General features: G+C 43.9%; 10 protein-coding genes. 6 read left to right on the top strand and 4 right to left on the bottom strand.

The window, feature by feature from the left end:
• The first annotated feature begins 418 nt into the window (after window positions 1-418).
• Window positions 419-1501, top strand: coding sequence for a glycosyltransferase family protein (locus tag EGI32_RS05995; protein WP_255154473.1), 1083 nt, complete (start codon window positions 419-421; stop codon window positions 1499-1501).
• Window positions 1502-2193: 692 nt separating this feature from the next.
• Here the strand turns inward: EGI32_RS05995 and EGI32_RS05990 are convergent.
• From EGI32_RS05990 to EGI32_RS05980, 3 genes are all read right to left on the bottom strand, one after another.
• On the bottom strand, window positions 2194-3666 hold the full coding sequence (locus EGI32_RS05990; protein WP_255154472.1) for a hypothetical protein: 1473 nt from the start codon (window positions 3664-3666) through the stop codon (window positions 2194-2196).
• A 32-nt stretch (window positions 3667-3698) separates the two neighbouring features.
• Window positions 3699-6479: a TonB-dependent receptor gene (locus tag EGI32_RS05985; protein ID WP_255154471.1), complete on the bottom strand. Its 2781-nt coding sequence runs from the start codon at window positions 6477-6479 to the stop codon at window positions 3699-3701.
• A 216-nt stretch (window positions 6480-6695) separates the two neighbouring features.
• A complete protein-coding gene (locus tag EGI32_RS05980; RefSeq protein WP_255154470.1) occupies window positions 6696-8000 on the bottom strand; it encodes a porin in 1305 nt (434 codons plus the stop codon).
• 121 nt (window positions 8001-8121) lie between these two features.
• Between EGI32_RS05980 and EGI32_RS05975 the strand changes: the two genes are divergently transcribed.
• From EGI32_RS05975 to EGI32_RS05955, 5 genes are all read left to right on the top strand, one after another.
• Complete coding sequence (locus EGI32_RS05975) at window positions 8122-8769, top strand: DUF47 domain-containing protein (protein WP_255154469.1); 648 nt, start codon at window positions 8122-8124, stop codon at window positions 8767-8769.
• 83 nt (window positions 8770-8852) lie between these two features.
• Window positions 8853-10061: an inorganic phosphate transporter gene (locus EGI32_RS05970; RefSeq protein ID WP_255154468.1), complete on the top strand. Its 1209-nt coding sequence runs from the start codon at window positions 8853-8855 to the stop codon at window positions 10059-10061.
• Between the two features lie 143 nt (window positions 10062-10204).
• Complete coding sequence (gene galE, locus EGI32_RS05965) at window positions 10205-11233, top strand: UDP-glucose 4-epimerase GalE (RefSeq protein ID WP_255154467.1); 1029 nt, start codon at window positions 10205-10207, stop codon at window positions 11231-11233.
• Between the two features lie 104 nt (window positions 11234-11337).
• A complete protein-coding gene (locus EGI32_RS05960; protein ID WP_255154466.1) occupies window positions 11338-12294 on the top strand; it encodes a transketolase family protein in 957 nt (318 codons plus the stop codon).
• 77 nt (window positions 12295-12371) lie between these two features.
• Window positions 12372-12833 (top strand): DinB family protein, encoded by a 462-nt coding sequence (locus EGI32_RS05955; RefSeq protein WP_255154465.1) that lies wholly within the window; start codon window positions 12372-12374, stop codon window positions 12831-12833.
• Between the two features lie 36 nt (window positions 12834-12869).
• Here the strand turns inward: EGI32_RS05955 and EGI32_RS05950 are convergent, their stop codons facing one another.
• A complete protein-coding gene (locus EGI32_RS05950; RefSeq protein ID WP_255154464.1) occupies window positions 12870-13532 on the bottom strand; it encodes a DUF2306 domain-containing protein in 663 nt (220 codons plus the stop codon).

The raw sequence follows: 13532 nt of genomic DNA, 5'->3' as shown, positions 1-13532 counted from the left end.
GTTGTAATTGACTTTTTAATATCTTGCGCCGCTGATGTGGGGAGTACGTTTGGGTTTACACTTGCGGCGAAAAAGCAAACGATCAAGCTATAAGCAATTACGAATGATCAATTACGAATTACGAATGGGTTCATTCGGTTTGCAGGTTGTAATTGACTTTTTAATATCTTGCGCCGCTTAAAATTAATTCGTAATTCGTAATTCGTAATTCGTAATTCGTAATTCGTAATTCGTAATTCGTAATTCGTAATTCGTAATTCGTAATTCGTAATTCGTAATTCGTAATTCGTAATTCGTAATTCGTAATTCGTAATTCGTAATTCGTAATTCGCAATTCGCAATTCGTAATTCGCAATTCTTCACGATTTCATAATCATTTCTTCACTTTCAATTCAATTCCGAATGTGAATTTTTGTATATGAAAGTTTTATATGCCTTACAGGCTAATGGCAACAGCCATATCAGCAGAGCCAATGAGATCATACCGATACTGGAGCGCCTGTGCAGCGTGGATATCCTGCTTAGTGGCACACAGGCGGATGTAGGCCTCAATCATTTCGTTAAATACCGCCGCAAAGGAATGGGGCTTGTCATGGAAAAAAATGGCAGTATCGACCTGCTGAAAACGTTGAAGCAATTTCGTTCCAAAAAATTCCTGGAAGAAATCCGCTCGGTGCCGGTAGAAGAATACGATCTTGTGATCAACGATTTTGAACCACTCAGTGCATGGGCCTGCAAGCACAGCAATGTTCCATGTGTGGCGTTGAGCCACCAGTTTGCCGTGGTAGATAAATCTACTCCCAAGCCAATAAAATACGATCCGCTGGCCTGGCTGGTGCTACGGTATTATTCACCATGCAACATCGGCGCAGGATTTCATTTCAAAGCGTATTCCAACTCGGTGTTTACCCCGGTAATCAGAACGGAGATCAGGAATGCATATACAAGAAACCTTGGCCATTACACTGTCTATCTTCCTACATACAGCGATAAAAAACTGATCAAAGTATTATCGGAACATAAAAATATCCAGTGGCATATTTTCAGCCGTAAGGCAGAAAAAAATTATGCCGCAGGCAATTGCTGGATCAGGCCGGTAAATAATTATGATTTCGTAAGCAGCATCAGCACCTGCGAAGGCATCCTTTGCGCAGCAGGTTTTGAAACACCTGCCGAAGCCATCTTCATGAATAAAAAATTGCTGGTAGTGCCGGTAAAAGGCCAGTACGAACAATTGTGCAATGCCGAAGCATTGAAGGAACTCGGTGTACCGGTGCTGAAAAAAATAGCTTCATCGAAACAGAAAAAACTGTCGGAATGGCTCAGCAGCAAGCATAAGATACACATCCCTTACGCAGACAATACCCTGGCTGCGCTGAACATGGTACTTCAGTCTGCAACACTGGCCAAAGAAGAGCTGGCAGGCAAAGAGCCCAACAGCCTCGAGATCACCAGTTCGCTTTTGCGGGAACTGGATTTTGTAGACGAATACTCTATGTAAATAAGGAATAAGAAAGTTTTAATAAAAAATAAGAAAGTGGAGCTTCACAAAACCTGAGCTCCACTTTTTATTTCCAGGCTTTAAAGTAGTATGAACCCTACTTCCTTATTTCTTATTTCTTATTTCATCTTCCTTATTTATTTTCAAGCTTTAAAGTAGTAAGAACCCTACTTCCTTATTTCTTATTCCTTATTAAATAAAAAGCCGCCCTTAAGAATAAGGCCGGCTTAGCATGATTAAAATTGCTATTTGCTTAAGGAAAAGTTGAACCACTTTTTGCTGCTGTAAAATGCATTAAAAAGTTTGTGTGGAGCGAAATGATGTATTAAGAAATAATCAAGTAATTGTAAAATGGGGTTAATGCAAAAATGCTGATTTTAAAAGGATGTAAAGATTTCGCTGATTGTTTTGCTACGCAAAACCGAAATGCAGTTTAAACAAATTACAAACAGGTATTAAGTTCAAATTCTTACGAAGTAATCCGTTCAATCCTTTTTTAAATCCTTTTAATCAATGATTAAAGCCGCTTCCAGGACTAGAAGCGGCTACACAATTAAACTTATTGATGCATGAGAATTGCTACGATGTAAAATTACCCTGCCCGTATAAAGAAATAGTATACACAGTATTAAGGAATGGTAAATAAAAAAGCAGCTTTGTGGAGCTGCCTTTTTGTTTATCAGGATATAATTTTAGAAGCTGAATTTTGTCCAACCTTTGAACCAGTTAGCATCTGCACCAGATGGAGCAATACCACCGATGAAATCTACTTTCCTGATGAAAGGACGGGCTACGATGATCGGATCATCAAAGTAGGTATTGCTTGCAGAAGGGATTACTACCGCTGAATTACCGAATGGAGCGAAATCAGGGTTTCCGTAATCGAAAGGCCTGGTGTAAGTATTCTGTTCAGCACTTTGTGTGATCACTTTGTTTTTTGTATTTGCTGTAAACCAGGTGGTCATCGAAGCAGTTGTTGCGCCTGTAGGGGATGCATTGCTTGCAGTGTAAGCTACCGGAGTTTTGCAGCTGATCAACAATACACCGCTCAACTGAAGCGTACCTGCAGTGATATTGTTATCTGTCGGGGTTCCCAGGCCTGCGTCGATCAGGATACCATTTGACCAACCTACAAAAGCTGAATTGAAAATAGACAGTGAAGAGTTCCTCCTGATCTGAACAGCTGAACCAAGATAGTTGCTGTTACCGATATTGTTTGGAGTAGCCTGCGGACCAAAAGCAGTTACATTACAGAACACAGCTTTTGTTTGCGGCGTCAATGAACTACCTGTACCATCGTTATCGCTTTCGAATGCTTCTGACTTAGAAACGTCGGCGATAGCTGAATCGCGTACGATCAGGCCAAACTGAACGCTTCCGCTGAAACCGTTATCGGTATCAAAATCGTCATCCTGTGTTTTATAAGCGATCAGGTATTTACAGTTTACTGTACCACCAAACCACTCGTAAGCATCGTCTTTTGCATAAGAAACCTGGATATGATCGATCACTGTTTTGCTACCAACACAAGCCATCGTCAAAGCGTTGATCTCCTGGTTTGGCAGGAATGCATACCCTGCATACTCGATACGTACATATTGCAGTACACCTGAGCTATCGTCATTTACCGGTGTTGGTACCAGTGCATCGCCTGAACCTGCATAACCGTCTTTAGCTGCATTGTTTACAGAGAAACCTCCTTCCGGAATGTAGAGGCCGGGAGCACCGCCATTGCTGGAGTTGATGCTTGCTTTACCCAGCAGTTCGATACCACCCCAGTCACCCGAAGTTGGTGTTGGTGAAGCCGACGTGAAGATGATCGGTTTTTCCTGGGTACCTTTTGCAACCAGGTAAGCTCCACGGTTAACGATCAACGCGGCAGTATTTGTACCTGCGTAAGCGCCTTTTACGGTAGCCCCTTCCTGAACGGTAAGCGTAACACCTTTATCTACATAAACCAATCCGGAGAGAAAGTTGTTGTCGATTGCCAGCAACGTGGTATCTTTTGAGATGTGGCCAGACAAGGTAACTGTTTTACCTACGGTACCACCACCACCGCCACCCGGAACTTCGATTATGATCGGCTCCCCGTCAGTTTCGATTTTGCGACAAGCTGTAATGCTTATTGAAGTTATCGCAGCTACGTAAAAAATATACTTTTTCATATTACCCTTTGTTTTTTTATAAGTTGATGATGTTATAATGAATAGTTGAATGTTACACTGAATGTTGTACCAAATCTCCTGGTGAAACGATAGGCATCTGTTGTTTTGTTCAGGTCTGTATCGCCATCATTGTTCTGGTAGAAATATTGTGTGCGGTTCAGGATGTCTGAAACATTCAACCTGATCTCAGCTTTCTTTTCCAATAATTTTTTGCCCAGCTGGAAATCAAGTACCGGCCTTGGGTGTTCCCAGATATCCGGTGCACCGCTTCCGCTGCCCGCAGGAATATCACCCACGAGGTAAATACGTTTTCCTATCTGGTTGAACAAAACCGTTGCATTCAATCCTGATTTTTCGAGATCGTACATCAGGCCAAGATTTACGAGATAAGGCGATTGACCTTGTAATGGCCTTTTCAGGTTCCTTACAGCATCGTCGATCTCGCTATGGATATAAGCCGCATTGGCCTGTACCGTAAAGTTTTTGAAGGCAGGAACCATATCCAGGCGCTTACGCAATTCGATCTCTGCACCATAAGTAGTCGCAGTCGGTGAGTTGTGGTAAGTGAAGATCGCACCACCCTGCTGCAATTGCTGCTCGATCGGGTTTTTGAAATTCTTGTAGAATACACCTGCTGAGATCGTTTCGCCTGAGCGTGGATAAATTTCATAACGAAGGTCCACATTGGTCACTTTCGTGCGGATCAGGTTCGGGTTACCCTGTACTGCTGAGTTCAGTTCGAAATCATACAAAGTGAGATCAGCCAGTTCACGTTGCTCCGGACGGATAACAGTTTGTGAACCCGACAAACGGATATTCGTTTTGGTGTTTATTTTATAAGTGAAATTCACACCCGGCAGATAATCGGTTTGTTCGGTATGTTTGTGGCGGCTGTCCCATTGCTTCACAGAACCAAGCAACTGGTCAAAATTTTCTACCCTCAATCCCCATACAACCCTGAGCTTGTTGGAAAACTGGTTATCGAATTGAATGAAACCTGCATTGAGTATGGTGTTGGCAAGATATCTGAAGTTCCTGTTGTTGATAGAGTTGAAAGCAAACAGGTTGCTGTTTTCAGAACCATCACCAAAATTTTGCGGAGCAAATATCTGGTCGATCGGCAAAGCCCTCAAAGTCGCGTTATCTTTTGGAAGATAATTGGCGAAAAGTTGCGCATCGAACAGGCGGTCTTTCACCTGTAACATATAACCGCCTTTGATCGTTTGTTTTTGTCCAAACAGATCCAATGTGTAGGCAAGGTCACCCCCGCCAGTGTAGATGTAATCGCTCAATGTCTGGAAGATCCTGCTTCCGCTTTCCTGCGCCAGTGAGTTACCTACCAGGAAGAGGAATGGATTTTGTGTACCGGTCGTCCTGGTGTACTGAAACCTTTTCTGATCAGGGCTATATCCGTCGAGGATGTTGAAAGAGCCGTACCATTTAAATTTCAATGGTGTGGTGATGCTGTGCTCACCTGTAAGCTGTGTAGTGAAGAAAGTATTTTCCTTGAAAGCGATCTCTCCGCCTTTCACATCATCTCCTGTATTCCTGTTATATCCATCACGACGGATCACATAATTATTCGTGTTCACGTTCACGATGGCCTTGATGCCGATCTTGTTTTTAGGATTCAATTGCACCGACAAACTTGCCAAACCACCTAACGTAACTTCCTGCGTGTAACGGTCATCATCGTAGCTGAACTGCTGCCCGAAAACACCATCTTCCAAAGACTGGTACCGGTTCATGATATCGCTGTAGCGGTTGCTTTTGCTATAGTTGATGCCGAGGATACCGCCTGCTTTTTTTCCGAAGATCGTGCCGGTAAAACCACCATTGATCTGGAAAGAAAGATTCGGGGAAACATTGTGTGCTGTTGCAGCCCAGTTATTATTCAATGCTTTTCCTACTTCGATGCGTTCGGCCGGAGTAGAAAGGTTGAACGTGGACTTGTTGATATAGTTGGAAGGTAATGCACGGGTACCATCATCGATGCCCAGCCAATCGGTTTTACCGCCAGTTGTTTTGTAAAAATCTTTTCCAATGGTTTGTGTGTTGAAACCGGAACCGATCTGCACATTCAAAAAGTTTTTAGCAGGAATATCTTTTGTATTTACCTGGATCAGGCCACCAGCCCACTCTCCCGGCAGTTCCGGTACAAATGCTTTATTGATGATGATATTGTCGATCATCGGTGCAGGAATGATATCGAAAGAGAAAGTTTTACGATCAGGTTCAGTACTTGTCAATAATATACCATTGATCATCGCCTGGTTGTAACGATCGGCAAGGCCGCGGATAACAAGGAACTTACCATCGATCACACTGGCGCCGGGTGTACGTTTCAGCACATCGCCGGTATTTTTATCCGGTGAGCGGCGGATGCTTTCGGCCGAAATTACAGAAGCGACCGTATTCGTATTCTTTTGAAAAGTGATCAGCGATGCGGCTGTTTCCTTTCTTGCAGTGCTGGCAGCCCTTACTACTACAGCTTCTTCGCTTTTTTCACGTTGCGTGAGCGAAAGATCCTGCACAGTTACTTTGCCATCTTTTATCTCAATATCGTCTACCTGCTGTGTAACGCCATTGTATGTAAATACCAGTGATACTTTTGCAGCGCCATCGATATTCAATGAATAGCGGCCTTCCACATCTGTAGAAGTACCAAAATTATTTGCTTTATTGATCACTGAAACACCGGTAAGCGGCTGTCCTGTTTTTGCATCGGTAACTTTACCTTCAATCTTAGCTTTCTGGGCGAAAGAAGCGAAGCCCATGGAGAGAAAAGCTGTCAACAGTATTAATAGTCTCATTGCCGTCGTTTATTTGAATGCAAAGAGAGCCAAAGTATGTTACGGCAAAATGAACAGAATGTTATGCAAAGGTTAACGCTGTATTAAGGGAATGTTAAGGCATGTATGATATGAGATGTATGACGTATGATCTCTTCAGGATGGAAGACGTTTAAGTATATGAATGACTTCCGGTTCGAATGAAATCATACATCATAGAGCATACATCATACATTTCTAGAACCTGAACTGCAGCCGGCACGTGAATACATCATCCTTCACGTCTTTCGTGTATCCCGACAGGCTGGTGGATTCGTTGGTAACTTTTGCGTAATACAAAACTAGTTTCACATTAGGTGTTATATAATTGATATAGCCCAAACCCAATGTATTGTACTTTATATCCGCAGTGGTGAATCCGGCGGCGGAACTGATCTCTGTTTTGCTTACTTTGGTATTAGGATCGTAGAAATCGTATTTGAGGATGAGCTGGTGCCTGGAAGAAAAAATGTTGCGGAGCAAATAAAAATAAGCGCCCCGGAAATTCCTGGTGTAAAAACCACTTGTTCCTGTAAGCAGATCTACCGGCGTTTCGCTGCTGTTGGCGTTGGCTGTTTGTTTACCGGTGATCACTTCACCCCGAAATTCTGTGACCCCTGCTTTTGTCTTTATTTTTAATTGCGCATCGGCCCCGTAATATCTCCTCGGCTCCACCTGGCCAAGGTTGCTCGCCGATGAATCTACATGCACCTGCTTACCGCCAGCAACATTCACAGTAGTAAAGTAATATTTTGTATTATTCTCCAGGCCGCCGTACAACATGGAAGCCCCTGCCGAAAGCGTGATTTCCTTATCGAGTTTGGTGGGTTTCAAAGAAACTCTTGTAATAAGATCCTTGTTGTTATCAAACTCTCCCGTGGAAGCAATCCCCTGCCCGTTGAACAATCCCACGTCTATTTTCAGATTTTTAAAAGGGTGTATCTCTTTTCTGGCTTCAAAACTTACCATCGCCCCAAGATCACGTTCGCTTTTCATGAGTGTCTGGTTCATGCGGCCACGCTCCGGGCTTTCCCTGTCGCTGCTGCTGAGGTTGGTCTCGTAGCCGAAAGGCCTGGCAAACATACCCGTGGTAAATGCGAAGAGCTTGAGTTTATTTTCAAAGATCCTGCCCCATACATCTCTTACTGTAAAGCCGCGTTCGTTGGCATCAAACTGAAATACGAACTGTACACCTGCCGCGTGCTCCTCGTTGAAATGCGCATAATCTATTCGTATACGGCTTCGCCTCAAAAGAAAACGGTTACTTACCCGTTCGCCAAAATTGGGGCCTTCAAAAGTTTTTATCCCTTTGGAGCCTGCCACCTGGAATTCTGGCTGGATATACCCGCTAAAACGCAGGTGGTCGTATTTTTTGTAAATGCTCAGCAAGCCTTTCCCCGTTTCGGATGTGGTATCCACCATATCCATCAGGAACTGGGCCCTGGTACATAAACCCGTAAGCATCAGCGCAATTATCAGCAGTTTTTGTTTTAGCAGTTGCATATTAACTATGGATCAGGCTTGTAATAATTTAATATTACCACTATGTTAAGAAATCATTACCAATTAAAAGGATGTACCTTAACAAAAGGATAAATTTATTTTTGCACCAAATATAATTACCATGGGAGTGAATGCAATACTCAAATTTTTTTTACCGAAAGACAGGGTTTTTTACCAACTATTTGAAAATGTGGCGGAAGAGCTCGTAAAAATGGGCGACAAACTCCGGGAAGTTGTACGGGAACCGGATTTTGACAAACGTGGAAGACTGATCAAAGAAATTGAAGATATGGAACATGTGAATGACGATTTCACCCACCAGATCTTCACTGAATTAGGAAAAAACTTCATCACCCCTTTCGACAGGGAAGATATTCACTACCTCGCTTCCTCGCTGGATGACATCGCTGACTATATATATGCATCAGCCAAAAAGATCAATTTTTACAGGGTAAACCCTGATGATATCGGTATCCAGAAAATGGGCGACCTGATAGCATTGGGTTGTGTGCAGGTGCATAAAGCAGTAACGGAACTGCGTAATATGAAGAATATGCGCCAGATCACCGATGCGCTGGTAGCCATCAACAGCATTGAAAACCAGGGCGACGATATTTTTGACATGAGCATCGAAAGGCTGTTCGCTACAGAACCGGATGCGAAAGAAGTGATCAAGAAAAGGGAGATCTACCAGGTAATGGAGATCGTAACCGATAAATGTGAAGATGCGGCCAACGTGATCGAATCGATCATTGTAAAATACTCTTAATCAATTAAGAATTGAGAATTAAGAATTAAGAATTGAATGCAGCATTATTGTCTTAACGACAATAAGCACTAAAATAAAACTCAATGCCAGATTTACCAATACTGCTCATTGCCATCATCGTACTGGCGCTTATATTTGATTATATCAACGGGTTTCACGACGCGGCCAATGCTATCGCAACGATCGTGTCTACCAAAGTGCTCACGCCATTCCAGGCGGTGGTATGGGCGGCACTTTTCAACTTTGTGGCTTACTTCATTTTCAAGGATCATGGTGTGGGCGAAACGATCGCCAAAACAGTGAACGGTTCCATCGGGCTCGAAGTGATCCTTTCCGGTCTCATCGCCGCCATCATCTGGAACCTGATCACCTGGTGGTACGGAATACCATCGAGTTCCTCACATACATTGATCGGTGGTTTCACGGGTGCCGCGGTAGCTTCGGCGGGTAGCTTCAGCGTGATCAATACACCTATCATGCTAAAGATCATCGGCTTCATCGTAGTAGCGCCGATACTTGGTATGGTAGTGGCTTTCATCATTTCGATGTGGTTCCTCAATTCATTCCGCAAGGGCATCCTGCCAAAGATCGTTGCGCTGGCCATCATTGCCGGTACGATCATTCTGCTTTGCAATGTGATTGAAACGGATCCTTCCAAACTAAAAACCCATTACGAAAGTTATATCCTGAAAGTATTGTTCCATTCGCACAATTTCAAATGGGTGCTGATCGGGTTCATCATCATTTCGCTCAGTATTTTCTCGTTGTTCCTCAGCAACCTCAATTACGCACAATCTGAAAGATGGTTCAAAAAAATGCAGCTGGTTTCATCCGCGGCATTCAGTATCGGCCATGGTGGTAACGATGCGCAGAAGGTAATGGGTATCATCACTGTGGCGTTGATCAGCAGTGGCAAGATCGAGAAATTCAGCGAAATGCCTAACTGGGTTCCGCTGGCCTGTTATACGGCGATAGCACTTGGCACGATGAGTGGTGGTTGGAAGATCATCAAAACGATGGGAACCAGGATCACCAAAGTGACACCGTTTGAGGGTGTTGCCGCGGAATCTGCAGGTGCGCTCACTTTGTTCATCACCGAAATGTTGAAGATACCGGTAAGTACCACTCACACGATCACCGGCTCTATCATTGGTGTGGGCGCTACCAAAAGGCTTTCGGCAGTACGCTGGGGCGTTACGGTAAACCTGCTATGGGCCTGGATCATCACCATTCCTATCAGTGCCATATTCGCTACGATCATTTATTACATCGTACATTATTTCCTGAAATAGTTTAGAGGGTTAGAAGTTTAGTAAGACGTCATCACACTCTAAACTCCTAAACCTCTAAACCCCTGAACTCTAAACTCCACGCAAACGCTAATCTCTGATCTCTACACCTTTTTTCCGTATTTTTAGCAAAACTCTTACACTTGATGAAAAAAATATTGGTTACAGGTGGTTGCGGCTACATCGGATCGCATACGATCGTTGATCTGGTTCAAAATGGATATGAAGTGATTTCGGTAGATAATAACAGCCGCAGCAGCATCAATATATTAAACGGCGTTGAAAAGATCATTGGTAAAAAAGTAAAAAATTATACGGTTGATCTTTGCAATTTCGATGACACATTCGCCATCTTCCAGGAAAATGAAGACATTACCGGCATCATACATTTTGCCGCCTACAAAGCAGTAGGCGAATCGGTGGAAAACCCGCTGATGTATTTTGATAATAATCTCAACTCACTCATCAACATATTACGCTGCGCCGAAGAATTTCATGTGCCGCATGTCGTGTTCTCTTCATCCTGTACGGTGTATGGTAATCCCGACGAGATCCCGGTAACGGAAAATACCGCGTTCAAGCCGGCCGAATCGCCGTATGGCAGTACCAAGCAGATGGGAGAAGATATCGTAAAACAAACGATCAACAGTTATCCTGATATGAATGCCATCCTGTTGCGGTATTTCAATCCTGTAGGGGCCCACCCGAGCGGGTTTATCGGCGAAATTCCATTGGGAAGGCCGGCCAACCTGGTTCCTGGTATCACACAGACCGCCATCGGCAAACTGCCCCAGATGCAGGTATACGGCACGGATTACCCTACAAAAGACGGCAGTTGCCTGAGGGATTATATCCATGTATCCGACATTGCGCATGCGCATACGCTGGCGCTGGATTACCTGATCGAAGGAAGGAATGAAACAAGCTGTGACGTATTCAACCTCGGTACCGGCAATGGGTATACCGTGCTGGAAGTGATCAGGATGTTTGAAAAAGTAAGCGGCCAGGCATTGAACTATGTGCTGGCCGACAGGCGCCCGGGCGATGTGATAGCCATTTACGCCAACAACGATAAAGCCAAAACATTACTACACTGGGATCCGCAATACGACCTGGAAGCAATGATGCAGACCGCCTGGGATTGGGAAAAGAAACAGAATTCAATTACGAATTAATAATTACGAATTACCAATTCTTCCAAACCGGAAATCTCATTCGTAATTCGTAATTATTAATTCGTAATTCATTAGTACCTTGCGATACATAAAAATTCATACGCATGCTGGATAAAATAGAAGTAACCGGAAATAAAGATACCCGTAGCGGGTTTGGTGATGGCATCCTGGAAGCCGCCCGTGAAAATGAAAATATAGTAGCCCTCACGGCTGATCTTGCCGGCTCACTCAAGCTGCAGGGATTCATCAAAGAATTTCCCGAAAGGTTTATACAGTGCGGTATCGCGGAAGCCAATATGATCGGCATCGGCGCAGGCCTTACCATCGGCGGTAAGATCCCCTACACTACAACGTTCGCCAACTTCAGCACCGGCCGTGTATACGACCAGATACGCCAGAGTGTTGCTTACAGCAATAAAAACGTAAAAATATGCGCTTCCCACGCCGGGCTTACACTCGGTGAAGATGGCGCTACACACCAGATCCTGGAAGATATCGGCCTGATGAAAATGTTACCGGGCATGACCGTGATCGTACCTGCGGATTACAACCAGACAAAAGCCGCTACCAAAGCCATTGCTAAATACGAAGGGCCTGTTTACCTGCGTTTCGGGCGCCCGGTATGGCCAATCTTCACCAAAGAAGAAGATTTTGTGATCGGTAAAGCACAGCAACTGAACGAAGGAAAAGATATTTCCATTTTCGCCTGCGGCCATCTTGTATGGAAAGCCGTAGAAGCAGCAAGAATACTGGAAGCTAAAGGAATAAGCGTAGACCTCATCAACATACATACCATCAAACCACTGGATGTGGAAGCAGTAAGGGCGTCTATCGAAAAAACAGGATGCGCCGTTACCTGCGAAGAACATAATATCATCGGCGGATTGGGCGATAGCATTGCACAAGTGGCAGCAACACATTTCCCTGTTCCGATCGAATACGTGGGCACCAACGATACATTCGGTGAAAGCGGCAAACCTACTGACCTGCTGGTGAAATACGGACTGGATACGGATAATATCGTAGCAGCGGCTGATAAGGTGCTGGCCAGAAAAAAATAAATTTATCAATAACTCATACAAAAACCATCCCGTTGAAGGATGGTTTTTTATTTTTACAGGAAATAATGCAGCCGTCTATGAAAGAAACTACACGCATCAAAGCCCTGTTTAAAAACCTTTACAACGGCGATCCATGGCTCGCTATCACCTTGCTGGGAACCCTTGAAAATATCACTTCCGAACAAGCTGCTAAAAGAGCCGCTCCAGGCATGAATTCTATCTGGGAAATTACCAACCATCTTATCAACTGGCGCAAAACTGTACTGCAGCGGGTACACGGCACCGTTATCCCATCACCGGATCACAATTATTTTTTACCGGTAGAAGACAATTCCGCAAAAGCCTGGCAAGAAACGTTGAAAATATTGGAAGAAACACAACAGCAATGGGAAGATTTTTTACAAAAAATGGAAGACGACGATCTCCAAAATCATTACCCGGCCAATCATTATACTCATTACGAACATATTCACGGGATCATACAACACGATGCCTATCATTTGGGGCAGATCGCGCTGCTGGCAAAACATTTCACCTGAATTTATTACACGAATTCCTTATCCTTATAGCAGTAGTCATCTCCGCTGATTCGTATAATCCGCATTAATTCGTGTAATAGTTCTCCAGATAATCCATTCCGCCACCAATAAATTCAAGGTCCACCCCAACCACGCGATCATCCGGTAACGATCCATCGGCGGAATATCCGTATAATTCGCCAATACAACTTTCCATATCCGCAACGTAATGGCAGAAAGCGTGAGTGCAAAACTGCGTATCATGAAAATGCGATGAGCAGTGAATTGTTTTTTTACCGCCTTATACAAAGCAATCGCGGTAGTGCTGATCCAGAGCACAGATAACAATACAAAACCAATCCTGGAAGTGATCCCCCCGTTGGCATAAAAACTCATCAGCAAACCCGCCGGCCCCGTCACCATGAGGATATTAACGACATATACATAACCGAGTTTCCGGTGCAGCTTCGGATATTTTTTGAGAAAGTCTTTAGAAAATTGTGTAAACCCGGCCAGCAATGCGAGTATGCTGCTGAACACATGAATGAAGAAAGCTATCCTCCATTCGGTGATGTGAATGTATGGCTGTTTCAGTTGCAGAAAAGCCACATCCGTCTGCACAGGTATATACAACACCATGATCCGCAGCATCAGGAAAGAGAAAAATGCCAGCGCAGATAATAAGAAAATGTTAACGATGTTTTTTTTAGTTGCTGTCAA

This window comes from Ferruginibacter sp. HRS2-29 (assembly GCF_024343615.1).
Taxonomy (GTDB): Bacteria; Bacteroidota; Bacteroidia; order Chitinophagales; family Chitinophagaceae; genus Ferruginibacter.
The sequence above is the reverse complement of the archived record's forward strand: the minus strand, read 5'-3'. Positions and strand labels throughout refer to the sequence as shown.

Bases quoted from the DNA above. Each gene is read 5' to 3' on its own strand.
- EGI32_RS05960 (WP_255154466.1), top strand. From the start codon at position 11,338: ATGCTGGATAAAATAGAAGTAACCGGAAATAAAGATACCCGTAGCGGG.
- EGI32_RS05985 (WP_255154471.1), bottom strand. From the start codon at position 6,479: ATGAGACTATTAATACTGTTGACAGCTTTTCTCTCCATGGGCTTCGCT.
- EGI32_RS05990 (WP_255154472.1), bottom strand. From the start codon at position 3,666: ATGAAAAAGTATATTTTTTACGTAGCTGCGATAACTTCAATAAGCATT.
- EGI32_RS05980 (WP_255154470.1), bottom strand. From the start codon at position 8,000: ATGCAACTGCTAAAACAAAAACTGCTGATAATTGCGCTGATGCTTACG.
- EGI32_RS05955 (WP_255154465.1), top strand. From the start codon at position 12,372: ATGAAAGAAACTACACGCATCAAAGCCCTGTTTAAAAACCTTTACAAC.
- galE (WP_255154467.1), top strand. From the start codon at position 10,205: ATGAAAAAAATATTGGTTACAGGTGGTTGCGGCTACATCGGATCGCAT.
- EGI32_RS05975 (WP_255154469.1), top strand. From the start codon at position 8,122: ATGGGAGTGAATGCAATACTCAAATTTTTTTTACCGAAAGACAGGGTT.
- EGI32_RS05995 (WP_255154473.1), top strand. From the start codon at position 419: ATGAAAGTTTTATATGCCTTACAGGCTAATGGCAACAGCCATATCAGC.
- EGI32_RS05970 (WP_255154468.1), top strand. From the start codon at position 8,853: ATGCCAGATTTACCAATACTGCTCATTGCCATCATCGTACTGGCGCTT.